The 21518-nt window shown below is 70.0% G+C and carries 23 protein-coding genes and 1 pseudogene; 4 read left to right on the top strand and 20 right to left on the bottom strand.

The window, feature by feature from the left end:
• The first annotated feature begins 35 nt into the window (after nucleotides 1-35).
• On the top strand, nucleotides 36-596 hold the full coding sequence (locus tag AB0M51_RS19775; protein ID WP_344197475.1) for a carboxymuconolactone decarboxylase family protein: 561 nt from the start codon (nucleotides 36-38) through the stop codon (nucleotides 594-596).
• Here the strand turns inward: AB0M51_RS19775 and AB0M51_RS19770 are convergent.
• From AB0M51_RS19770 to AB0M51_RS19740, 7 genes are all read right to left on the bottom strand, one after another.
• Complete coding sequence (locus AB0M51_RS19770; RefSeq protein ID WP_344197472.1) at nucleotides 584-2029, bottom strand: multicopper oxidase family protein; 1446 nt, start codon at nucleotides 2027-2029, stop codon at nucleotides 584-586. The genes AB0M51_RS19775 and AB0M51_RS19770 overlap by 13 nt on opposite strands.
• Nucleotides 2030-2461 (bottom strand): DUF6220 domain-containing protein, encoded by a 432-nt coding sequence (locus AB0M51_RS19765; RefSeq protein WP_344197469.1) that lies wholly within the window; start codon nucleotides 2459-2461, stop codon nucleotides 2030-2032.
• Nucleotides 2462-2524: 63 nt separating this feature from the next.
• The gene (locus AB0M51_RS19760; RefSeq protein ID WP_363749703.1) at nucleotides 2525-3289 is read right to left on the bottom strand and encodes a type III pantothenate kinase; all 765 of its coding nucleotides are present in this window, start codon (nucleotides 3287-3289) and stop codon (nucleotides 2525-2527) included.
• On the bottom strand, nucleotides 3289-4143 hold the full coding sequence (nadC, locus tag AB0M51_RS19755) for a carboxylating nicotinate-nucleotide diphosphorylase (RefSeq protein ID WP_344197464.1): 855 nt from the start codon (nucleotides 4141-4143) through the stop codon (nucleotides 3289-3291). The genes AB0M51_RS19760 and nadC overlap by 1 nt, the downstream gene beginning before the upstream one ends.
• Nucleotides 4136-5794, bottom strand: coding sequence for an L-aspartate oxidase (locus tag AB0M51_RS19750; RefSeq protein ID WP_344197462.1), 1659 nt, complete (start codon nucleotides 5792-5794; stop codon nucleotides 4136-4138). Before AB0M51_RS19750 ends, nadC begins: the two co-directional genes overlap by 8 nt.
• Nucleotides 5795-5816: 22 nt before the next feature.
• Nucleotides 5817-6644: a pantoate--beta-alanine ligase gene (panC, locus tag AB0M51_RS19745; protein WP_344197460.1), complete on the bottom strand. Its 828-nt coding sequence runs from the start codon at nucleotides 6642-6644 to the stop codon at nucleotides 5817-5819.
• Complete coding sequence (locus AB0M51_RS19740) at nucleotides 6641-7468, bottom strand: Rossmann-like and DUF2520 domain-containing protein (protein WP_344197458.1); 828 nt, start codon at nucleotides 7466-7468, stop codon at nucleotides 6641-6643. Before AB0M51_RS19740 ends, panC begins: the two co-directional genes overlap by 4 nt.
• An 82-nt stretch (nucleotides 7469-7550) precedes the next feature.
• Between AB0M51_RS19740 and AB0M51_RS19735 the strand changes: the two genes are divergently transcribed.
• Complete coding sequence (locus AB0M51_RS19735) at nucleotides 7551-8108, top strand: 2'-5' RNA ligase family protein (protein WP_344197456.1); 558 nt, start codon at nucleotides 7551-7553, stop codon at nucleotides 8106-8108.
• Here the strand turns inward: AB0M51_RS19735 and AB0M51_RS19730 are convergent.
• On the bottom strand, nucleotides 8098-10896 hold the full coding sequence (locus AB0M51_RS19730) for an AAA family ATPase (RefSeq protein ID WP_344197454.1): 2799 nt from the start codon (nucleotides 10894-10896) through the stop codon (nucleotides 8098-8100). The genes AB0M51_RS19735 and AB0M51_RS19730 overlap by 11 nt on opposite strands.
• Before the next feature lie 30 nt (nucleotides 10897-10926).
• On the opposite strand from AB0M51_RS19730, the pseudogene AB0M51_RS19725 reads away from it, so the two are divergent.
• Nucleotides 10927-11571: pseudogene (locus AB0M51_RS19725) on the top strand (SAM-dependent methyltransferase); the annotation flags it as partial.
• Nucleotides 11572-11678: 107 nt separating this feature from the next.
• On the opposite strand, the gene AB0M51_RS19720 reads toward AB0M51_RS19725, so the two are convergent.
• Together AB0M51_RS19720 and AB0M51_RS19715 are read right to left on the bottom strand one after the other, a co-directional pair.
• Nucleotides 11679-13085 (bottom strand): PH domain-containing protein, encoded by a 1407-nt coding sequence (locus AB0M51_RS19720; protein WP_344197452.1) that lies wholly within the window; start codon nucleotides 13083-13085, stop codon nucleotides 11679-11681.
• Nucleotides 13082-13570: a PH domain-containing protein gene (locus tag AB0M51_RS19715; protein WP_344197449.1), complete on the bottom strand. Its 489-nt coding sequence runs from the start codon at nucleotides 13568-13570 to the stop codon at nucleotides 13082-13084. The genes AB0M51_RS19720 and AB0M51_RS19715 overlap by 4 nt, the downstream gene beginning before the upstream one ends.
• A 26-nt stretch (nucleotides 13571-13596) precedes the next feature.
• Between AB0M51_RS19715 and AB0M51_RS19710 the strand changes: the two genes are divergently transcribed.
• Nucleotides 13597-14790, top strand: a complete 1194-nt coding sequence (locus AB0M51_RS19710) for an NADH-quinone oxidoreductase subunit D (protein WP_344197447.1) — start codon at nucleotides 13597-13599, stop codon at nucleotides 14788-14790.
• A 4-nt stretch (nucleotides 14791-14794) separates the two neighbouring features.
• Here the strand turns inward: AB0M51_RS19710 and AB0M51_RS19705 are convergent, their stop codons facing one another.
• The 10 genes from AB0M51_RS19705 to folE all read right to left on the bottom strand — a co-directional run bounded on the left by AB0M51_RS19705 (nucleotide 14795) and on the right by folE (nucleotide 21470).
• A complete protein-coding gene (locus AB0M51_RS19705) occupies nucleotides 14795-15511 on the bottom strand; it encodes an NAD(P)-binding domain-containing protein (RefSeq protein WP_344197445.1) in 717 nt (238 codons plus the stop codon).
• Nucleotides 15512-15518: 7 nt separating this feature from the next.
• A complete protein-coding gene (locus AB0M51_RS19700) occupies nucleotides 15519-16301 on the bottom strand; it encodes an inositol monophosphatase family protein (protein WP_344197443.1) in 783 nt (260 codons plus the stop codon).
• Between the two features lie 21 nt (nucleotides 16302-16322).
• On the bottom strand, nucleotides 16323-16679 hold the full coding sequence (locus AB0M51_RS19695; protein ID WP_344197441.1) for a hypothetical protein: 357 nt from the start codon (nucleotides 16677-16679) through the stop codon (nucleotides 16323-16325).
• A gap of 95 nt (nucleotides 16680-16774) precedes the next feature.
• Nucleotides 16775-17284 carry a DUF3180 domain-containing protein gene (locus tag AB0M51_RS19690; protein ID WP_344197439.1) on the bottom strand — a complete coding sequence of 170 codons (510 nt, stop codon included), beginning with the start codon at nucleotides 17282-17284 and terminating at the stop codon, nucleotides 16775-16777.
• Nucleotides 17285-17286: 2 nt separating this feature from the next.
• Complete coding sequence (gene folK / locus AB0M51_RS19685) at nucleotides 17287-17844, bottom strand: 2-amino-4-hydroxy-6-hydroxymethyldihydropteridine diphosphokinase (protein ID WP_344197437.1); 558 nt, start codon at nucleotides 17842-17844, stop codon at nucleotides 17287-17289.
• Entirely contained in the window at nucleotides 17841-18230 is a 390-nt protein-coding gene (gene folB / locus AB0M51_RS19680) for a dihydroneopterin aldolase (RefSeq protein ID WP_344197435.1), read from the bottom strand. The genes folK and folB overlap by 4 nt, the downstream gene beginning before the upstream one ends.
• Nucleotides 18227-18700 carry a nuclear transport factor 2 family protein gene (locus tag AB0M51_RS19675; protein ID WP_344197433.1) on the bottom strand — a complete coding sequence of 158 codons (474 nt, stop codon included), beginning with the start codon at nucleotides 18698-18700 and terminating at the stop codon, nucleotides 18227-18229. The genes folB and AB0M51_RS19675 overlap by 4 nt, the downstream gene beginning before the upstream one ends.
• Nucleotides 18697-19494 (bottom strand): dihydropteroate synthase, encoded by a 798-nt coding sequence (gene folP, locus AB0M51_RS19670; RefSeq protein ID WP_344197919.1) that lies wholly within the window; start codon nucleotides 19492-19494, stop codon nucleotides 18697-18699. The genes AB0M51_RS19675 and folP overlap by 4 nt, the downstream gene beginning before the upstream one ends.
• 103 nt (nucleotides 19495-19597) lie before the next feature.
• The gene (locus AB0M51_RS19665) at nucleotides 19598-20734 is read right to left on the bottom strand and encodes a S1 family peptidase (RefSeq protein ID WP_344197431.1); all 1137 of its coding nucleotides are present in this window, start codon (nucleotides 20732-20734) and stop codon (nucleotides 19598-19600) included.
• Nucleotides 20735-20870: 136 nt separating this feature from the next.
• The gene (gene folE, locus AB0M51_RS19660; protein WP_344197917.1) at nucleotides 20871-21470 is read right to left on the bottom strand and encodes a GTP cyclohydrolase I FolE; all 600 of its coding nucleotides are present in this window, start codon (nucleotides 21468-21470) and stop codon (nucleotides 20871-20873) included.
• Between the last annotated feature and the right edge of the window lie 48 nt (nucleotides 21471-21518).

Below are 21518 nucleotides of genomic sequence, written 5' to 3'. Positions count from 1 at the left end.
CTACCGTGAGAGAAGCCACAGAGGGGGGAACCACGATGGCTTTCATCAGCACGCCCGACGATCCCGCGTTCTTCGACGCGAACCGGGCAGCGGCCGGACACGTACCCAACTTCGTCCGCACCTTCGCCGCGCGACCTGCCGTGTTCGAGGCGTGGAAACAGCTGAACGGCGCGATCAAGGAATCGATGGACCTGAGACGCTACGAACTCGCCACGCTGGCCGCGGCGACCGCACTGAGGTCCAGCTACTGCAGCCTCGCGCACGGGCAGGTGCTGGCGGACAAGTTCTACACCGCCGACGAGGTCGCGGCCCTGGCCGGAGAGCCGCCGAACGACCCCGTCGACCGCGCGGTGATGGCGTTCGCCCGCCAGGTCGCGTTGGGCGCCGACTCGGTCACCCAGGCGGACGTCGACCAACTGAAGGCGCTCGGCCTGACCGACAGCGACGTACTCGACGTCGCCCTCGCCGCGGCCGCCCGCGCGTTCTTCTCGAAGACACTCGACGCGACCGGCACCCAGCCGGACTCGGTGTTCAACAGCCTCCCCGACGTCCTCCGCACAGCACTCACGGTCGGCCGCCCGATCTATTCGGGCTGATTCCCGGGTGCGCCGCCCAGGTGGTACTTCGTGCTCACGCCGGCGTACATCAGGTGCGTGACGAGGCCCTGGGCGGCGTGCGGCAGGTTGTGGCAGTGGTCCATCCAGATGCCGGGATTGCCCGCCACGAACGCGACCTCGTAGGTCTCCTTGTCCTCGACGTTCAGCGAGTCCGTCCACCACGGGCTGCCGGTCGCCCGCACCCCGTTGCGGCTCAGTACGACGACGTGGCGGCCGTGCAGGTGCATCGGATGGACCTGGCCCGAGGTGTTGCTGATCGCCATCCGGACGACGTCGCCCTCGCTGACCACGAACATCGGTACGTCGGGGTACTGGTGCCCGTTGATCGTCCACCACAGCCCGGGCTTGCCGTCGAGGAACCCGAAGTGCCGGCCGATGTCGTACCGGAACACCCGGTCCGCCTTCGCCGGGTCGAACCCGAGCGGCTTCGGCGAGCCGTAACTGAGCAGGTCGACCCGAGCGGCAGGTTCCGGACCGGCCGGCGCGTCGCCGTTCCCGATCACCAGCGTGGTCGGCCCGCCGCCGAGGCCGATCCGGACCGCCTTCGCGGTCGGCACCTCGAGGTCGATCCGGCCGCCCGCGGTGACCAGTACCGACCGGCCGCGGATCTCGGTCGGCGCATTCACGTCGGCGCCGTCGACCGCGAGCACTTTGTAGGGCGCCCCGTCGACCCAGACCGCCATCGGCCCGTTGTCGGTGTTGACCACCCGGACGCGCGCCGTCGGTCCCGGCGCCGGCACACGTCGCTCGCCGTACTCGCCGTTGACGGTCCGGACCTGGCCGTACGTGTGCACGGCCGCGATCACATCTCGTGTCGTTGGCTGCACCACCAATATGCCGTACAGACCCTTCAATACCTGATCGTGGGAGACCTGGTGCGAGTGGTACCAGTACGTGCCGGCGTCCTTCGCGACGAAGCGGTAGACGTACGACTGTCCAGGCTGCACCGCGTCCTGCGTCACGCCCGCGACACCGTCCTCGGCGTTCGGTACGTCGACGCCGTGCCAGTGCAGGGTGATACCCGCGACGATGTTCTCGTTGTGCAGGGTGACCTGCACCAGATCCCCTTGCTGTGCGACGATCCGGGGCCCGGGTGACGTGTGGTTCAACGTGTAGCCGTCCGTCGGGCCGCGGCCCGGGAGGTCGAAGCGCTCCTTGCGCGCCACCAGGTCCACGGCGACGTCAGGCGTCCGGTCGACCGGTCCTGTCAGCTGGCTGACGTCCGTGGCGTGGTGGACGTGCATCGACGACGGCCCGCCGCCGTAGTCGGCGTACCCCATCGACATCGGCGACAGGTCGTTCGGGACCAGGCTCCGCTGCCACAGGAACCCGATCGGCGCCAGCACCGCCAGCGTCGCGACGACCGCCAGCACCGACCGGCGCCGACCGCTCAGTTTTGTTGCCAACAGCATCTAGACGGTGGTGGTCTCGGTGGCCGGTGTGTGGACCCGGGAGGCCCGCCGGGATGCCAGGCTCGCGACTGCCGCCAGTGCGAACGCGTTCAGCCCGTGCAGCAGGCCGACGACCGGCGCGCCGAACGACACGAACGCGAGCGCGATCTGCAGCACGACCAGCCCGACCACGAACAACGCCCACTTGATACCGCCGTCGACCTTCGCGAAGAACGACACGATCAGCAGCAGCAACGCGACGATCGGGATGAGCGTCATCCCGAAGGCGCCGTGCAGCGACAGTCCGGTGACGTCCGGCGTCGAGTTCTTGGCGATCACCGCACCGCCGTCGACGTCCTTGTCCACCGTGAAGAATCCCCAGGCGATGAACATCGCCTGCAACACCACGCCGATCGCCACGAGACCGGCCAGCACCCGATAAGCAGCTTTCATGGTTCCCCCCAATGCAGCTGCCTACATAGTGAGACAGATCACCTCAAGCGCACAAGAGCTTTTTCAGGAGGAATTGCGGACGAACGCCTGATACAAACCGCGCAGGGGCAGGAGCGGTTCGCTGCGGGTGTGCGTGTGCAGTTGGCCGTCGAGCAGCGACGCGAGCGCTCCGGTGAGCACCACCGGGGTGTCGCCGGCAAGCGACTGTTCGGTCCGAATCCGGGAGACCAGCCCGTCGACGAGTGCCGCGAAACCGTGGATCGCGCCCGACTGCAGCGCTTCGACGGTGTTCTTCGCGACCACCGAGCGCGGCCGGACCAGCTCCACCCGGCGCAACTGGGCGGCCGCCAGGCCGAGCGCGTCGGTCGCGGTTTCGATGCCCGGGGCAATCACTCCGCCGACGAACGCGCCGGCCGGGTTGACCACGTCGATGGTGATCGCGGTACCGACGTCGACCACCAGGCAGGGCGCGCCGGCCAGCGTCAGCGCCCCGAGCGCGTTCGCGATCCGGTCGGTGCCGACCTCGCGCGGGTTGTCGACCAGCACCGGCAGCCCGGTCCGCACGCCGGGCTCGACGACGATGCTCGGCACGTCGCGGTAGTACCGCGCCACGACGTCCCGCAGCTCGTGCAGGACATGCGGTACGGCGGAACACACGGCGATCCCGCTCACCGGAGCCTCACCGTTCAGCAGGCCCTGCAGCAGCACGGCCCACTCGTCCGCGGTACGCCGGTCGTCCGTACCGACCCACCAGTGCCGCTTGACCGGCCCCTCGAACACCAGGCCGACCAGCGTCCTGGTGTTCTCGACGGCGACCGTGAGCAACATCAGACTTCGCGCAGGTCCAGGCCGATGTCGAGCACCGGGGCCGAGTGCGTCAGCGCGCCGACGGCGAGGAAGTCGACGCCGGTCTCGGCGACCGCGCGGGCCTGCTCGAGGGTGAGTCCGCCGGAGGCCTCCAGGCGGGCCCGGCCGGCGACCTTCTCGACGGCCTCGCGGAGCAGCGGGACGTCCATGTTGTCCAGCAGGATCAGCTCCGCGCCGGACTCGACCGCGATCAGCGCGTCCTCGATCGAGTCCACCTCGACCTCGATCGAGATGTCCGGGAAGGCCTTGCGGACCAGCCGGAACGCCTCCGCGACACCGCCGGCCGCGACCACGTGGTTGTCCTTGATCAGCGCGGCGTCGGACAGCGCCATCCGGTGGTTCTTCCCGCCGCCGCAGCGCACGGCGTACTTCTCCAGCGACCGCAGCAGCGGCATCGTCTTGCGGGTGTCGCGGACGACCGCGCCGGTGCCCTCGACCGCCTCCACCCAGCGCCGGGTCAGCGTCGCGACGCCGCTCAGGTGACAGAGCAGGTTCAGCGTGGTGCGCTCCGCGGTCAGCAGCTGCCGGGTCTTGCCGCGGGCGGACAGCAGCAGGTCACCCGCCCGTACGGCGGCACCGTCGCGGACGGCGTGCTCGATCTCGAGCTCGTCCGGCGCCGCGACCTGGCGGAGCACCAGCTCGGCGATCTCCAGCCCGGCGACCACACCGTCCGCCCGGGCGACCAGCTCGGCGACCGACACCTGGTCCGGGTCCACCGTCGCCGTGGTCGTCACGTCGACGCCGCCGGCCAGGTCCTCTTCGATGGTCGCCCGTACGAGGTCCCCGACCCACTGCCGATCGACTGTCTCATCCATGCCGCTCATTCTCCTCGTGATCGCGTGGAACAAATGTGGCGTGCGGCACGGCGTGCTGGTCGAGGGTGACGTCCAGGCTGCCGAACCAGTGCAGATCATCGCGGTCCGGGTGGTCCTCGCGCCAGTGCGCGCCGCGGCTCTCCTCGCGGACGGTGGCCGCGGCGATCAGGGCGGACGCGACCGTCACCAGGTTGGTCGCCTCCCAGCCGGGCGTCCCGGGCTCGGCGGCCGGCTGCTCGGTCAGCTTGCCGATCGTCGACCCGGCCTCGGCCAGTCCGGCGGCACTCCGGATCACTCCGGCGCCGACGGTCATCGCCCGCTGCAGCTCGGGTACGGCGTCCGCGTCCACGAGCCCCGGCGTACGGCGGTCCTCGACCGGCTCGCGCTGCGCCGGCAGGCCGTCCGCGAGGTGCGCCGCGATCCGCCGGGCGAACACCAGTCCTTCGAGCAGCGAGTTCGACGCGAGCCGGTTCGCGCCGTGCACGCCGGTGCAGGCGACCTCGCCGCACGCGTACAGCCCGGGGACCGAGGTCTGCCCGTTCAGGTCGGTCCGGACGCCGCCGGACGAATAGTGACAGGCCGGCGCGACCGGGATCAGCTCGCGCACCGGGTCGATGCCGTGCGAGCGGCAGGACGCCAGGATCGTCGGGAACCGGACCCGCCACTTCTCGTCGCCGAAGTGCCGGGCGTCCAGGTACACATGATCCTTGCCGGTGGCAAGCATCTGGCGCATGATCGCCTTCGCCACGATGTCCCGCGGCGCCAGGTCGGCCAGCTCGTGCTGCCCTTGCATGAAACGCTGCCCGGTGTGGTCGACAAGGAACGCGCCCTCACCCCGGACCGCCTCGGACACCAACGGCTGCTGGCCTTTCGCGCTCTTGCCCAGCCACAGCACGGTCGGGTGGAACTGCACGAACTCCAGGTCCCGGACCTTCGCACCGGCGCGCAGCGCGAGCGCCATCCCGTCACCGGTCGAGACGCTCGGGTTGGTCGTTGCCGCATACAACTGCCCGAGCCCGCCGGAGGCCAGGATCACCGCCCGGGCGCGGATCGCGCCGACGCCGTCCAGTTGACCCTCGCCCATCACGTGCAGGGTGACGCCCGCGATCGCGCCGTCCGCGGCGGTCAGCAGGTCCAGCACCAGCGCGTGCTCGATGATCCGGATCTCCTTGGCGCGCTTGACCGCGGCGACCAGCGCCCGCTCGATCTCCGCGCCGGTCGCGTCGCCGCCGGCGTGCGCGATCCGGTTCCGGTGGTGGCCGCCCTCGCGGCCGAGCGAGATCTCGCCGTCGGCCAGGGTGTCGAAGCGGGCCCCCAGCTCGATCAGGTCCCGGACCGCGTCCGGGCCTTCGGTGACCAGCACCCGGACCGCCTCGGGGTCGCTCAGCCCGGCACCCGCGACGAGCGTGTCCCGCAGGTGTTCCTCGGGCGAGTCCTCCGGGTCGAGGGCGGCGGCGATCCCGCCCTGGGCCCACTGGGTGGACCCGGACGCGACGACGTCCTTGGTCACCACCAGCACGGAGCCGAGCTCACGGGCTTTCAGGGCAGCAGTCAGCCCGGCAACCCCGGACCCGATCACCACCACGTCGACGGAATCGGTCCAGCCGGGTTCCGGCGCGGACAGCCGTCGCGGGACAGCGGGAGCGCTCATTCGGCGACCGTATCAACCGATTTCATCTGAGGGTGATGGAAATGTTGTCAATGAGACGGGTCAGCCCCACCCGGGCGGCGATCAGCATCCGGGCCTCGCCGGGGCCGATCACCGGGCCGAGGTCGGGCGCCCTCAGCGCGAGGTAGTCGATCTTCACCGACGGCACCGCCTCCAGCTCGGCCTGGGCGGCGGCGAGCACCGCGTCCGGCCCGTTCATCCCGGCCTTCGCGCCGGCACTCAGCGCCCGGTACAGCACCAGCGCCTCGTCACGCTCGGTCTCGCTCAGGTAGCGGTTGCGTGAGGACAACGCGAGCCCGTCCGGCTCCCGTACGGTCGGCACCGGCACGATGTCGACGTCCATGTCCAGGTCGCACACCATCTCGCGGATCAGCGTCAGCTGCTGGTAGTCCTTCTCGCCGAACAGCGCGAGATCCGGCGCGGTCAGGTGCAGCAGCTTCGACACCACCGTGAGTACGCCGGAGAAGTGGCCCGGCCGGAACACGCCCTCGAGCTCGTCCGCGAGCGGCCCGGGGTGCACGGTGACCGACGGCTCGTTCGGGTACAGCTCGTCCCGGGACGGGTTGAACACCAGGTCGACGCCGGCGTTCTTCGCGATCGCCAGGTCGCTGGCCAGCGTCCGCGGGTACCGGTCGAAGTCCTCGGTCGGCCCGAACTGCAACGGGTTCACGAAGATCGTCAGTACGACGCTGCCGTCCGGACCGACCCGTTCCCGGGCCTCGGTCAGCAGCGCGGCATGCCCGTCGTGCAGGGCGCCCATGGTCATCACGACCGCCCGGGGCCGGATCGCGGCCGCTGCCCGCAGTTCGGCCTTGGTCTGGGTGAGTCTCATCGCGGTGCCTCCCCTGTCCGGTTCAGTACTTCGCTGAATCCAGCGACTGTTCCCGCGTCCAGCCGGTCCGCGATCTCCACAGTGGCCCTGGCCAGCGCGGTGTAGGTGTCGCGCGTGCTGCCCCGCAGTACGGCCAGATGTGCTGCCACCGTGTCGACATCGCCGCGGGCGATCGGCCCGGTGAGCGCATGATGACCGGATCGGAGCGTGTTGTCGAGGGTTGCGGTCAGCAAGGGCCGGAGCGTCGCCGCCGGGTCGGCGACGCCCGCTTCCCGCAGTACGGCGACCGCTTGGCAGACCAGGGTGGTCAGGTGGTTCGCACCGTGCACCAAGCCGGCGTGGTACGCCGTGCGCTCGTCGTCGGCGACCCACTGCACCTGGGCGCCAAGAGCCTTCACCAGGCGCTCTACGAGCTCCCGGGCCGCGTCGGGTGCCGTTGCCGTGAACATGACCCCGTCCAGCGACACCGGGCCGCCTGGGAACGTCATGGCCGGGTGCAGCGCAACAGGTGTCGCGGCCAGCCCTGCCAGCGGCGTCAGACCGTGTGCTCCAGACAAGTGCACGACGTACTGGGCACTGGTCAACGGGAGCGTCCGCGCGACGTCCTGGATCCGGTCGTCCGGCACGGCGACCAGTACGACGTCAGCGCGCTCCACGACCTCGTCGGCGGCCAGTACCGGGACAGCAGGCAGAAGACGGGCGGCGCGTTCCAGGGACGCGTCCGACCGCGCGGTCACTCCGACCAGGGGATGTCCGGCTGCCGCCAAGGCTGCTCCCAAGGCGGTCCCGGCCCGGCCGGCTCCGATCAAGCCGATCCGTTCCATCACTCACTCTCTTCTCGTTCCAGTCCCGCGTCGGGGTACCAGACGATCTACTTGTCAGCGTAGGCGATGGGAGGATGGCGCGGTGACTGAAGCGTGGGCTGCGCGGACCGAATTGACGGCGATCCTGATCACAGTGCCCGAACTGGCGGCGTACACGGACCGCTGGCGGGCGGTGTCCCGCTCGTCGGCACGCCCTCACGTCCCGTTGACCGAGCTGATCCCGCCGCACGTGACTGTGCTGGTCCCGTGGGTCGCTGAGCCGACTGACGACGACGTGGCCCGTCTGCAGGGCGCCCTGTCCACCGTGAAGCCGTTCGAGCTGAGCTTTCCGACCGCGGGCCAGTTCCCGAACGGTACGGCGTGGTTGAAGCCGGAGCCGTTCGACCAGGTCCGCGCACTGCTCCTGACGGTCTTCGAGGCCTTCCCGGAGTGTCCGCCGTACGGCGGCGACTTCCCGGATCCGCACCCGCACCTGACCATCTCCTCGTCCACCCAGGGCGGCCCTGAGGTCGTGGCCGAGGCCAACGCCGCCCTGGCCGCCACACCGGCGCCCACAGTCCAGCTGACCGAGCTGGGCCTGTGGCGGGAGGACGCAGCGGGCGTGTGGCGCCAGTTCGGCGCCGTACCGCTCAGCGCCTGACCTGGAACCCCATTGACACCGGCGTTTCAGCGGTCCGCCACTCCGCCGGTACGTCGGCGGCCGTCAGCGCACGGATCTGCTCGACCGACGGGTCCCGCAGCGCGTTGATCCGGACCGCCTGCTGCGCGACGACCGCGTCGAACAGGTTGCGGACGTCCCGGCCGTTGCCGAAGTCCTCGGCGTTCCGCGCCTGCCGCAGCAGCGGACCGATCCGCTCCAGCACATCCTCGGCCGGCACGTACCCGGCCTTGGTGGCCAGGTACGCGAAGATCTGCTCCAGCTCCGGCTCCGAGTAGTCCGGGAAGTCCACCGTCGTCGGCACCCGCGAGCGCAGCCCGGGGTTCAGCTGGAACAGCCGCTCCATCGGCTCGGTGTACCCGGCGAGCACCACGACCAGGTCGTCGCGGTGCTCCTCCATCAGCTTGATCAAGGTCGCGATCGCCTCGCGGCCGAGGTCGCTCAGATCCGCGAACGCGTACGCCTCGTCGACGAACAGCACCCCGCCGAGCGCCTGGTCGACCAGCCGCCGCACCTTCGGACCGGTCCGCCCGTACGCCTCGCCGACCATGTTCGTCGCGGTCGTCTCCACCAGTTGGCCGACGCCGAGCAGGCCCAGGTCCCGGTAGATCTGTGCGACCAGCCGCGCCACGGTCGTCTTCCCGGTGCCCGGGTTCCCGGTGAACATCAGGTGCCGGGAACGCTCCGGCGGCGGCATCCCCGCCTGCGCCCGCAGGACGTCGGCCTTGGCCTCGGCGGCGAGCCGCTGGACGGTGGCCTTCACGTCGGTCAGGCCGGTCATCGCGGCGAGCTCGGCCTGCGGGTCCCGGTTCCGCGGCAGGTCCCGCAGGCTCTCCTCGGACAGGTTGCTGACATCGGCCGGCTCGATGGTCCGGACCTCTTCCAGGCTGGGCGACTCGAGCGCGGCCAGCCGGACCGCCTGCAGCGTCGCGATCCGCTCGAGCAGCGTGCGGATCGTCCGCGCGTTGCCGAACCCCGGCCCCCGCGGCACCTTCTGCAACCCGGTCAGCACCAGCCCGGACACACCCTCGCCGAGCACGAACCCGGACTGCTCGACGGCGTGCAGGAAGATCTTGTGCAGCTCGGTGTCGGTGTAGTCCGGGAAGTTCACGAATGTCCGGATCCGCGACTTCACGCCCGGGTTGCTCTCCAGCAGCTGGTACATCTCGCCGGGATACCCGGCCATCACCACGACCAGGTTGTCCCGGTACTTCTCCATCAGCTGGATCAGCGTCGCGATCGCCTCCCGGCCGAAGTCCTTCCCGGAGTCGTTGTAGAGCGAGTACGCCTCGTCGATGAACAGCACGCCGCCGAGCGCCCGCTCGACCACCTCGGTCACCTTCGGCGCCGTCTGCCCGATGTACGACGCGACCAGGTCGGCCCGGCCCACCTCGACCAGGTGCCCGGACGAGAGCATGCCCAAATCCCGGTACACCTCGGCGAGGATCCGCGCGACCGTGGTCTTGCCGGTGCCCGGGTTGCCGCTGAACACCAGGTGGCCCATCGGCTTCGGCAGCCGCAGGCCGGCGTCGATCCGGAGCTTGGCGACCTGCGCCTCGGCGACCAGTTCGTGCACCCGGGTCTTCACCGGGCCGAGGCCGATCATCGCGTTCAGGTCGGCGATCGGGTCGCCGTCGACCGGCGGGTCCGCGCGCTGCGGGTCCGGCGTGCCGGCCGGGTCCACCGCGGCATCGGCCGGGCTGGTCGGCCGGAGCGCGTTGAGGTCCCGTAGCCGCCGGACGAAGCCGACGGTCATCAGCAGGTCCTTCGGGGCGTCCGGCTGGTTCGGCAGGCCGTTGAAGCTGGCGCTGACCTGGTACATCGCGGCCAGGTACTCGCGTGCCTGGTACGGCACGCCTGCCTCGACGGCCCGGCTCATCCGGTCCAGCTGCCGGCGCCGCCACTCGGCCGGCGTCAACACGTCCTTCTTCTGGTCGAGCGCCTTCTGTACGTCGGCCGCGCCGGACGGGCCGAGACCGGTGAAGGACAGCCCGGCCGGCGTACTGGTGCGCCCCAGCTGCCGGAGCAGGGCGCCCAGCTCCGCCGCGAACGGCTGCTCGGTCTCGGGCGTGGCTGCGGCGATCTTGTCGTACGCCGACTGCAGCCGGTTCACGCCGTACACCATCAGGTCGAGCGGATTGCCGGACAGGTTCGGGAACGCCCGGCGGAGCTGGTCGTCGCCGAACCGCTCGGCCCAGCGCTTCAGCATCGCGGGCCGCAGTTCCTTGGTGTGCAGAGCGAGGAACTCCGGGTCGGCCAGCACGTCGTCCAGCATCGTGGCCATCGCAGCCCTGCGGGTCTCCAGGCCGGGGACGCCGGCGAGCAGGTCGAGCATCTCGCGGCAGGCGCGCACGTACGGCTCCTGCAACGCGGGGTCGAGCTTGCTCCGCAACGGGAACGGGATGACGAACTCGGTCGGCCCGGCCACCCAGCCCTCGATGTCGGTCAAGATCGTCTCCGGCTCGGTCCGCCATTCGGAGGCGATCAGCCAGCCCAGGTTGCGGGCGCCGCCGATCACGATGCCGAGCGGTGGCAGCAGGCTCCGGACGACGAAGTAGAAGTTGCTCGCCAGTCGCGGCGTGCCGTCGCGGTAACCGGACCGGCCCTTCGTGGGGTCGTCGTTCGGTACCCGGGCGACGATCTCCGCCACCTTCGTCCGGGTGCTGTCCAGCCACTCCGGCGTGACGCCGAACGGCCGGTCCGCACCGACGACGTCGAACACCGGTTCGCCGTCGTACATGACACCGAGCTCTTCTGGAAGGATCGCCACGACGCCGATCCTAGGAGCGGTCTGGTCCATATGACCGAATACTTCCGGGCGGCCTGGCAACGGGCGCTCTACGGGCCTGGCGGGTTCTACCGCCGGGAGCGGCCGGCTGCCCACTTCCGTACGTCGGTGCACGCCTCGCCGCTGTTCGGCCGGGCGATCGCGCGGCTGGCCCGGCAGCTCGAGCTGGATGTCGTGGTGGACATCGGCGCCGGCTCCGGCGAGCTGGGCGAGGTATTGCGGGCCGAAGGCCTGACCGTCACCGGCATCGAACTCGACGACGAACTGCCCGCGCAGCTGTCCGGGCTGGTGATCGCGAACGAATGGCTCGACAACATCCCGTGCGAGGTCGTCGAGTGGGACGACGCAGGTGTCCCCCGTTACCTGCTCGCCGACTCGACGCCAGGTCCGGTTGTTGAGGGCAACGATCTGCGCTGGCTCAACACGTGGTGGCCGGCGGGTGAGCAGGCTGAGGTGGGGTTGGCTCGTGAACGGGCCTGGGCGGACGTCGTCGGTCGGCTCAGGCCGGGGAGCCTCGCTCTCGCGATCGACTACGGGCACGAGAAGGCGACCAGGCCGCCGTACGGGACCCTGACCGGCTTCCGCAACGGCCACGAGTGTGACCCAACGCCGGACGGCAGCTGCGACATCACCGCACACGTAGCGCTGGACTCACTCGCGGCCGCCGTCGGCGGGCACCTCATCTCGCAGCGCGAGGCTCTGACTGCCCTGGGCGTGTCCGGGCGCAGGCCACCGCTGGAGCTCGCTCAGACGGACCCGTTGCGCTACCTGTCCGAGCTGTCGTCAGCCGGCGAAGCAGCCGAGCTGCTGGACCCCTCCGGACTGGGTGGCTTCGGCTGGGTCTGGACGGCGACCGGAGCAGACACCGTACGGCGGGCAGCGCGCGCCCTGTCCGCCTGAGCCTCCACCAGCGCCGCCGCGTCCACCTGATCCTGGTGCAGCGCCACCGCGTCCGTAGGACCGAGCGGCGTGTCCACATGCACGTTGGCGAGCCCCAGCCGCCGTTGGATCGGCCCCTGCTCCAAGCGCACGGACTGCGTCTTGTGATGCAGCACGATCGAGGTACGGCGGCTGACCCAGCCGCGGCGGGTGACCATCACCTGCTCGTCGACGCCGTACGCCAGGTAACGCCAGCCGACCGGCCGCAGCCACTTGGCGCGTGCCGGAGCCGGGTGCAGCTCGATGGTGCTCATGTCGAACCCAGGAAGGATCCGCGCCAGCACGTAAGCCACCTCGGCACGGTCGCCGACCGGCAGCAGCTGCGCACCCTCCATGTGGTCGTCGGCGTCGTCCTGCTTACCGGCTACTCCGGCGATATCCAGCTCGACCCGCGACCAGCGCAGTAGTCGCCAGATCAGCGGCTCGGTGATGAGCAGCCCCTGTACCCGGCCCGGCGGGATCGTCTGCCGCTGGACGTCGAACAGCCCGCGCTTGGTGCGCAGACCGTGGGTCGACTCCGACAGCGTGAACCCGTGGTTCCCGACGACCTGCTTCCAGATCGGCTGCACCACACCGAGCAGCAGCGGCACACCGGCGACCAACCCGACATGGAAGTTCAGCACGGTCGTCGCCACGATCAACCAGATCAGACCACCCGCACTACCGACCACGGTGGACGACAGCAGCGTCGCACCGAGCAGGCGCCCGGTCGGCACGGTCAGCAGCGGCGGGGCGACGGCCTCGGTCTGCTGCTCGGCCGCCTGCTGTTCCGCGGCTTGCCGGCCCTTCGCACGGACCAGCAGCGTCGTACGGAGTTCCTGCGCGTGCTCGTACCGGAAGAAGCTCAGCTTGCCGTCGCTCTTGCCGCCGCCGGCCACGTCCATCCGCAGCTCGGCCATCCCGAACAGCCGCGCGACGAACGGCTGCGCCACGTCGATCGCCTGGATCCGGTCGAACCGGATGATCCGCGTCCGCCGGAACAGGAACCCGCTGTCCACCCGGATCGCATCCTCGGTGAGCTGCCACTTGGTGAACCACCAGGACAGCGCGCCGAGCAGGATCCCGCCGACCAGGACGGCGGCCAGGCCGATCCCGGCGTACGTCAGGTTCTGCCGCAGGCCCTCGTTGTTGACCAGGGCGATGGCCGCGACGACGAAGTAGCCCCAGCCCTTCACGAACGGGGTCAGCGGGTGGAGCCGTTGCCCGACGGTCTCCACAGCCTGCTGGGTCACAGGCCCCACGCCTGCGACTGGCCGAGGGCCGACAACCGGTCACGCAGCCGCCCCGCCTCGTCGGGATGCAGCCCGGGGATCTTCGCGTCGGTGGCCGGCGTGGCCGTGTGCAGCTCGACCGTGGCCATCCCGTACGCCCGCTCCAGCGGCCCGGCGGTGACGTCCACGAACTGCATCCGGCCGTACGGTACGACGACCAGCTCGCGGAACATGATCCCGTGGCTGACCAGCAGCTCGTCCTCGCGCTCGGCGTACTTCCAGGACCGCTGGTTACGCCCGATCAGGATCCACGCCCAGCCGAGGACGAGCGCGGTCACCACCGCCGCGAGCACGCCGTAGAGCCAGCCCACGGTCAGTCCGAGCGCGAGCAGCGCCGCGATCGCGACCAGCCCGGCGATGATTCCCGCGTTGAGCCGGCGCAGCGTGGCCAGCTTCGGCGAGACCGGCGTCCAGCTGACATCCGAGGGTGCGAAGAGGTCGTCCACGGGTAAAGCCTGTCACGATAGTGGTCATGAGCACGGAAAAAGTGGTCGGAGTCGGGGCAGGAGCTGCTGGATTCGACCCTGCGTACGAGCGTGGCGGGGCCGGCTCGGACCTGCCGACCACGGACATGGTGCTCAACATCGGCCCGCAGCACCCGGCGACGCACGGCGTACTGCGGTTGCGGCTGACGCTGGACGGTGAGCGGATCGTCGGCTGCGAGCCGATCATCGGCTACATGCACCGCGGCGCCGAGAAGCTCTTCGAGGTCCGCGACTACCGGCAGATCATCGTGCTCGCGAACCGGCACGACTGGCTGTCGGCGTTCGCGAACGAGCTCGGCGTGGTGCTCGCGGTCGAGCGGATGATGAACCTCGAGGTCCCGGAGCGCGCGGTCTGGCTGCGCACCCTGCTGGCCGAGCTGAACCGGGTGCTGAACCACCTGATGTTCCTCGGCTCCTACCCGCTCGAGCTGGGCGCGATCACGCCGGTGTTCTACGCGTTCCGCGAGCGCGAGACCATCCAGGCGGTGATGGAGGAGCTGTCCGGCGGCCGGATGCACTACATGTTCAACCGCGTCGGCGGGCTGAAGGAGGACCTCCCGTACGGCTGGCTCGGCCGCGCGTCCGCCGCGTCGGCCGCGGTCCGCAAGCGGCTGCCCGACATCGAGGAGATCATCCTCGGCAACGAGATCTTCCGCGCCCGCACCGTCGGCGTCGGCAAGCTCTCCCCCGAACTCGTCGCGCAGTACGGCGTCTCCGGCCCGATCGCGCGTGCCTCCGGGGTGGACGCCGACCTGCGCCGCGACGAGCCCTACCTGGCGTACGGCGACCTGCAGGACGTGCTGCGGGTGGTCACCCGGCCGGAGGGCGACTGCTTCGCACGGTTCGCCGTACTGCTCGAACAGGTGAAGGTGTCGCTCGACCTGGTCGACGCCTGCCTCGACAAGCTCCGCACGCTGCCGGGCGGGCCGGTCAACGTGCGGCTGCCGAAGATCCTCAAGGTCCCCGAGGGGCAGACGTACGCCTGGACCGAGAGCCCGCTCGGCATCAACGGGTACTACCTGGTCTCCCGCGGCGACAAGACCCCGTGGCGGCTGAAACTCCGCTCGGCCAGCTTCAACAACATCTCCGCCCTCCCCGCGCTGCTCCCCGGCACGATGATCCCGGACATGATCGCGATCCTCGGCAGCATGTTCTTCGTCGTCGGCGACATCGACAAGTAGCGCGTCAGAACTCGCGGCCGGCCACCGGCGGACGGTGTGCCGCCGCGATCAGCTGGACGAGCTTGGCCACCGGCAGCGGCTTCCCCGGATCGGCGTTCCCGGCGGCGCGTTCCTTCGCCGTACTCGCCTTCGACAGGTACGGCGTCACGTACGCCGCCGTCTCGGGCTCGAACCGCCAGCTCTCGCTCAGCGGACCCACGTCGACCACGTCGAAGCCGATCGTCTGCATCAACGTCGTGGCCGCGGCCTTCGCGTCCGTGTCGTCGCCGGCGATCGGCAACGCGCTGCGATCCGGCGCGTCGGCGGGCCTGGCCAGCGTCACGATGTTCCGGGCGCTGATGTTGCTCAGGGCCTTCACCGTGTGCGCCTCGGGCAGCCGTTCCTGCAGCAGCTGTGCCGTCGTCACCAGCTCGCGGTCGAGCCGATCGATCCGGCCGTCCCGGTGCGGGTAGTAGTTCATCGTGTCCAGCACGACCTTGCCCGCGAACGGCTCCACCGGCAGCTCGGCGTACCGTCCGAGCGGAATGCTCACCAGCACCCAGTCCCCGGCCCGCGCGGCCTCGTCGACGGTCCCGGCCCGTACGCCGAGGTCGCGGACCTTGTCCGCCAGGCTTTCGGGGCCTCGCGAGTTCGCCATCACCACGTCGAGGCCCGCGTCGACGGCGAGCCAGGCCACCACGGACCCGATGTTGCCGCTGCCGATGACTCCGAGGGTTGCCATGCCGACCTCAGACGCCGGACCTAGCGATCAGGTCGAGCAGTTGGTCGGCCAGGCCGGTCGCGACCGCGAAGGTGCCACGGGACTCGGGAGCGTGCTGGGTGCCGTCCAGGTCGAGCACGCTGACGCCGGCCTCCCGGCAGATCGCGACCCCGGCCATGGTGTCCCAGGGCTTGTTGGAGAACATGATCGTGGCGTCGAAGTACCCGTTGGCGGTCCAGGTCAGGGCGGTGGCCGCGGTGCCGATCTGCCGGAGCCGCTGCGCCCTCGGATAGAGACTCCGGGTGAGCGCGACCCGCTCGGCGTTGATCGTCTCGGCGCCGGGCCCGACGGCATAGTCGCCTACGGCAACCAACGCGTCGGACAGGTCGGTGCACTCGCTGCCGCGGATCGGCTTCCCGTTGCAGGTCGCGCCGAGGCCTTCGGCGGCGGCGTACGTCGTACCGAGTGCGGGGTGGTCGATGACACCGGCGACGGCGCGGCCCTCGTGGATCAGGCCCAGCGAGATCGCCCACAGCGGTACGCCGTGGATGAAGTTCACCGTGCCGTCGATCGGGTCCAGCACCCAGCGGGTCCCGTCCGTCGCGCCGCCCTCTTCCTCGCCCAGTACGCCGAGGTCCGGCGTCTCTCGTTCGAGGAACGCCCGGACCTCCCGCTCGACGGCGAAGTCGACCTCGGACGCCATGTCCCGGTCGCCCTTCGAGGTCAGCACTCCCGGGGCCATCCGCTCGGTCACCCGCCGTCCGACGTCGACAGCGGCTCCGGCAACCTTCAGCAACTCCGCAAGATCCACACCGCCGAACCTACAGGGTGATCAGGAGGCGGCCAGGCCCCGGAGCTTGAGGTCCACGACGGTCGGGGCGTCGGCCTGCGAGTGCTTGTCGCCGGCCGCGACGACCGTGGCGACCTCCTGGTCGATCTTGTCCAGGCGCTGGTCGATCTTGTCCAGGCGGCGCTGCATGAGGTCGACGAACTCGGCGTTCTCCACCACCCGCGCGCTGGTGATCCGCGAGTACTCCTGAGCGACCTGTGCGCGCTCGTCGGAGTGGGCCAGCCGTTCCACCAGCAACTGGTGCCGGAACAGCACGGAAGCAGCGATCGCGACCAGCACAGCCCCGCCCGCAGCGGCCCGGAGAATCCAGGCATTCTGCGAGAAGAGCGCGATACTCACACCCAGACAGACAACGATCAGCAGACCGTTGGCGACGGTGAGAACTGTGGTCCTGGTTCGACGGCGGCTACCCCTTGACCCCATGGGTCGCCATGCTAAGGGGTCTCGTCGGGGTCGTCGGGAATGCGACACGCCCGTTCGAGCAACAATCCGGCCGTGACGACCAGCACCGAGATCACCGCCGCGGCACCGGCCATGATCACTCTGTTACGGGGCCCTGAAAAACCAATCGCTCGGACGAAGCTTAACGCGAACCCTGCGTAAACACCGGTGCACAACGCGCCGACAAACGCGCTTGCCTTCCCGATCATCAACAGGAACACCGCGCGCGACGGATCCATCCGTTCCCGGCGCACCTGGATCCGCTGATGGGTGTTGCGGGCGGCCACGAACAACAGCGCGGCCAGGAACAGCCAGGCGACCAACGTCAGCCAGGACACCGCCGGCGCCACGCCGCCGTCGGCCTCGACCACCTTGACCAGCGTGACGCCGATCGCGAGGCCGAGCACGGCGATCGCGACCAGCAGCCGGCGCGACGTCGGCCGCACCGAGCCCTCGGGCGGCTCTTTCTGAGGCGCCCGGCCGGGCTCGGTACCGCCGGACACCACTACTGCAGCTCGATGTCGAGCTTGGTCACACCGTCGGTACCGACCTTCGCGAGCAGGTCCGCGACCGGGCCGTGGCCGGGCAGAACGGCGTCCCGCTCGATGTCGAGCCACGGCGCCAGCACGAACGCCCGCTCATGCGCCCGCGGGTGCGGGATCGTCAGCTCCTCGGACTCGATCGTCTTCTGCCCGTAGGTGATCAGGTCGATGTCGAGGGTCCGCGGCGCGCCCGGCACGCTGCGCTCCCGGCCGAACGCCTCCTCGACCGCGTGCGCGCGCTCCAGCAGCAGGTCGACCGCCAGCGTGCTGTCGGCGAGCAGCACGATGTTCAGGTACGGGCCGGACTCGTCCGGGCCGCCCACCGGTTCGGTCTCGTACACCGGTGAGACCTCGACAACGACGACGTCCGGGGTGTCCCGCAGCGCGTCGACCGCGCCCTGCAGGTTCGCCTCACGGTCGCCGAGATTGCTGCCGAGCGACAGGATCACCTGGCGGATCGGCTTCAGGCCGCCGCTCAGGGTGTCGGCGTCGATGACGTGGGGACTAGGGGTCTCAGTCACGAGGATTCTCCGGCTCTGCGCTGCACGGTCAGGACAACGTCGTCGAACGGCACCGTGATCGGCGCCGAGGGTTTGTGGATGGTCACGGCCGTCGCTGTCACCCGTTCGTCGGCGAGACAGAGATCGGCGATGCGCTGGGCGAGGGTCTCGATCAGGTCCACCGGGTCGGTCTCGATCGCCTGGTGCACCCGCTCGGCCACCACCCCGTAGTTCACGGTGTCGGCCAGGTCGTCGGAGGCCGCGGCGGGCCGGGTGTCCAGCTCCAGCCGGACGTCCACGACGAACTCCTGTCCGTCGGCCCGCTCGTGGTCGAACACCCCGTGGCGCCCGAACCCGCGGATGCCCCGGATCTCGATCACATCAGGAGGGGATACGGGACCGCTCATTCCGCCTCCTCCTGTCGGCCCCCAGACGACAGTACCGGGGAGGCATGGTGGATCCACAACCGCCAGCCGGCGGAAGTTCGGCGGAAAACGTTGGTCGCGAGCGCCTTTCCGCCCGCGAACCCGTCCTCCGGGGCGCCCTCACCGGACGACAGGACATTCTCCGTACACGTGACGTAGGCCACGTCTTCATCCACCCGGACCTGGACGTCGGTGAGGAAGAACTGGATGTACGGCGTGTTCGCGAAGATCATCGCCCAGGCCCGCATCATCTCGGCGTACCCGGAGATCGCCGCGTTGCCGGGGTGGATACAGACCGGATCCGGCTCCGGCAGCCAGACCGCGGCCATCAGGTCCAGATCGCCGGCCTCGAACGCGTTGTAGAACGCGGTGTTCGCGTTCAGTACGACGTCCTCGACGGTCGCCCCACGTGCGGCATCGCCTCCCGTGCCCTGCCGTGGTGCATCCGTCATACCGTTCCCCATTTCTTCGCCACCCGGACCGCGTCCACGTTCGGTGCCACCGCGTGCGCCCGGACACACCAGGCTCCCGCGGCGGCGGCCAGGGCGGATACGGCCACGCTCGCGTCGTCTCGTCGTACGGCCGGTCTGGGTTCACCGGTCTGCTCGTCGGCGAGCAGCCTACCGAGGAACGTCTTCCGGGACGCACCGATCAGCAACGGTCTTTCCAGTACGGCGAATTCCCGCAACCGGCGCAGAATCTCCCAGTTGTGGTCCGCGTTCTTCGCGAACCCGAGCCCGGGGTCGAGCGCGACCCGGTTCAGGTCGATTCCGGCCGCGCGCAGCACCTCGAGGCGCTCGGCGAGCTCGGCGATCACCTCCGCGACCACATCGCCGTACTCCGCCTTGTTCTGCATGTCGAGCGAGTGCCCGCGCCAATGCATGCACAGGTACGGCGCGCCGCGCTCCGCGATCAGCGGCAGCATGTCCGGATCGGCCAGCCCGCCGGACACGTCGTTGATCATCGTGGCACCGGCGTCGAGGACGAGCTCCGCGACCCGGGACCGCATGGTGTCGACCGAGATGATCGCGCCGTCCGCGGCGAGCGCCTCGACGACCGGGATCACCCGGCGGATCTCCTCCTCCTGCGACGGCCGGACCGCCCGAGGGCGGGTCGACTCACCGCCGACGTCGAGCAGGTCCGCACCCTCGGCCAGCAACTCCCGGCCGTGCTTGATCGCGGCGGTCGGCTCGAACCACTCTCCGCCGTCCGAGAACGAGTCCGGCGTCACGTTCACCACACCCATGACGAGGCACCGGTCGAGCACCGGCAACCCGTCGACGTGACCCCACGGCTCAGTTCTCACCCACACACCGTAGTAGCCCGCACCCCCAAGGCCTACAGAGAGGTCAGTCGGCGAGGACCAGGCGTGACTTCGTGGACCGCAGCACGACGGCGATCGGCTGCGCGTACGACTCGTTCGTCTGGCCGTACTTCTCCAGGCACTGGCCGTCGATCAGGGCCGCGCCGCTGGTGATGCCCTGCGCGTAGTTGCCGGTCATGTTGGCGCCGCCGGAGTCGCCGGCCTCGACGCACGCGGTGTGCTGGAACAGGCCGCGGACCACTCGGTTGTTGCCGTAGTTGACGGTCACGTTCCGGGCGACGATCCGGCCGCAGGTCCAGCCGGTGCTCTTCCCGGACTTGCACAGCGTGGAGCCGATGGTGGCGTCCGCGATCCCCTTGACCGCGACGTTGCCGTTGCCCCAGCCCTCGACGTACCCCTGCTGGTCCCAGCCGTCGATCACGCCGACCGAGCCGAAGTCGCTGCCCGGGAACGTCGACGTGTAGGTGTCACCGAGGACGTACCCGTTCCGGGAGAACGACGGCTTGCCGGAGGTGCAGTGGCCGGCGGTCAGGAAGATCCGTGCGCCCTGGCGGGTCCGTGCGTTGAAGCCCAGCGAGCAGACGTAGCCGGTGTTCTTGTCGACCTGGACGCCGCCGCGCAGGCTGAAGTCGTCCGCGGTGGTCCGGACCGTCCCGGAGACCCGGCGCACCGTCACCTGGTCGCCGTTCGCCTCGGCACGGGACAGGAACCGCTCGGTGATCGAGTCGTGCGCGTTCTTCGGCACCGACACGACCACGGTCCCGCTGATCGGGTCGACGTACCACGAGCGCACCTTGCCGGCGCTGGACGTGGTGGCGAGGTGGTTCAGCTCGCCCTGGACGGCGTTCAACTGGCGGGCCGTGTACTTGACCAGCCGCGGGATCGCACCGACCTGCCGGACCAGTTCGGCGGTCGACAGGTTCGAGACCGCGACGATCAGCTCGCCGGCCTCGTCGTAGTAGGTCCCGACGACACCCGAGTCGGAGCCGAGCTCGGACTCCAGGGTCTCCGCGACCAGCGGGTCGACGGGCGTCTTCACCCCTGTCTTCGGCGCGGTCCCGGCCTGCGTGTCCGCGGTGGCCCAGTTCGCTGCCGCGAGTCCGCCCGCCGTCAGGACGACGACCCCGGTCAATGCGGCGCCGATCCGGAAACGCCCCGACATCCTGTCCTCCTCACACCGGCACCTGGTCCCCGTTGGCCAAGCACCACTACGGAAAGTAAACGCTCAGCGACAGAATGTCCATAGTCCCGGACTCTCAAACTTCAACGAGATCAAGGCTTGCGGGGCTACGGGTGGTTCACCCCACGATCAAACTCATGGCTTCCGCGCGGGTGCTGGGGTTGCGGAGCTGGCCGCGGACGGCGGAGGTGATGGTCTTGGCGCCCGGTTTCCGGACGCCGCGCATGGTCATGCACAGGTGCTCGCACTCGATCACGACGATCACGCCGCGCGGCTGCAGGATCTCCACCAGCGACTCGGCGATCTGCGTGGTCAGCCGTTCCTGGACCTGCGGGCGCTTCGCGTACACGTCGACGAGCCGGGCGAGCTTCGACAGTCCGGTGACCCGCCCGTCCTGACTGGGGATGTACCCGACGTGCGCGACACCCGTGAACGGCACCAGATGGTGCTCGCACAGGCTCCACACCTCGATGTCCTTCACCAGCACCATCTCGTCGTGCTCGAGCGCGAACGTGGTGGTCAGCACGTCCTCGGCGCCCTGGCCGAGCCCGGCGGTGATCTCGGCGTACGACCGTGCCACCCGGGCCGGCGTGTCCCGCAGCCCTTCGCGGTCCGGGTCCTCGCCGATCGCGATCAGCAGCTCGCGGACCGCCCGCTCCGCCCGCGCGTGGTCGAACTTCGGTGACGTCACCTCTGGAACGCTACCTGCCGGATACACGCGAACGCCGCCACCCGGCCGGGTGGCGGCGTTCGCGGCGACGCTGTC

Source organism: Kribbella sp. NPDC051137 (assembly GCF_040682535.1).
In the GTDB taxonomy this organism is placed as follows: Bacteria; Actinomycetota; Actinomycetes; order Propionibacteriales; family Kribbellaceae; genus Kribbella; species Kribbella karoonensis.
This window is presented reverse-complemented; position numbering and strand designations above follow the sequence as displayed.

Excerpts from the sequence above, each read along its gene's own strand:
- AB0M51_RS19665 (WP_344197431.1), bottom strand. The coding sequence starts at position 20,734 with ATGTCGGGGCGTTTCCGGATCGGCGCCGCATTGACCGGGGTCGTCGTC.
- AB0M51_RS19750 (WP_344197462.1), bottom strand. The coding sequence starts at position 5,794 with ATGAGCGCTCCCGCTGTCCCGCGACGGCTGTCCGCGCCGGAACCCGGC.
- AB0M51_RS19770 (WP_344197472.1), bottom strand. The coding sequence starts at position 2,029 with ATGCTGTTGGCAACAAAACTGAGCGGTCGGCGCCGGTCGGTGCTGGCG.
- folB (WP_344197435.1), bottom strand. The coding sequence starts at position 18,230 with ATGAGCGGTCCCGTATCCCCTCCTGATGTGATCGAGATCCGGGGCATC.
- folP (WP_344197919.1), bottom strand. The coding sequence starts at position 19,494 with ATGGGTGTGGTGAACGTGACGCCGGACTCGTTCTCGGACGGCGGAGAG.
- AB0M51_RS19675 (WP_344197433.1), bottom strand. The coding sequence starts at position 18,700 with ATGACGGATGCACCACGGCAGGGCACGGGAGGCGATGCCGCACGTGGG.
- AB0M51_RS19710 (WP_344197447.1), top strand. The coding sequence starts at position 13,597 with ATGAGCACGGAAAAAGTGGTCGGAGTCGGGGCAGGAGCTGCTGGATTC.
- AB0M51_RS19740 (WP_344197458.1), bottom strand. The coding sequence starts at position 7,468 with ATGGAACGGATCGGCTTGATCGGAGCCGGCCGGGCCGGGACCGCCTTG.
- AB0M51_RS19775 (WP_344197475.1), top strand. The coding sequence starts at position 36 with ATGGCTTTCATCAGCACGCCCGACGATCCCGCGTTCTTCGACGCGAAC.
- AB0M51_RS19765 (WP_344197469.1), bottom strand. The coding sequence starts at position 2,461 with ATGAAAGCTGCTTATCGGGTGCTGGCCGGTCTCGTGGCGATCGGCGTG.
- nadC (WP_344197464.1), bottom strand. The coding sequence starts at position 4,143 with ATGGATGAGACAGTCGATCGGCAGTGGGTCGGGGACCTCGTACGGGCG.
- AB0M51_RS19760 (WP_363749703.1), bottom strand. The coding sequence starts at position 3,289 with ATGTTGCTCACGGTCGCCGTCGAGAACACCAGGACGCTGGTCGGCCTG.
- panC (WP_344197460.1), bottom strand. The coding sequence starts at position 6,644 with ATGAGACTCACCCAGACCAAGGCCGAACTGCGGGCAGCGGCCGCGATC.
- AB0M51_RS19705 (WP_344197445.1), bottom strand. The coding sequence starts at position 15,511 with ATGGCAACCCTCGGAGTCATCGGCAGCGGCAACATCGGGTCCGTGGTG.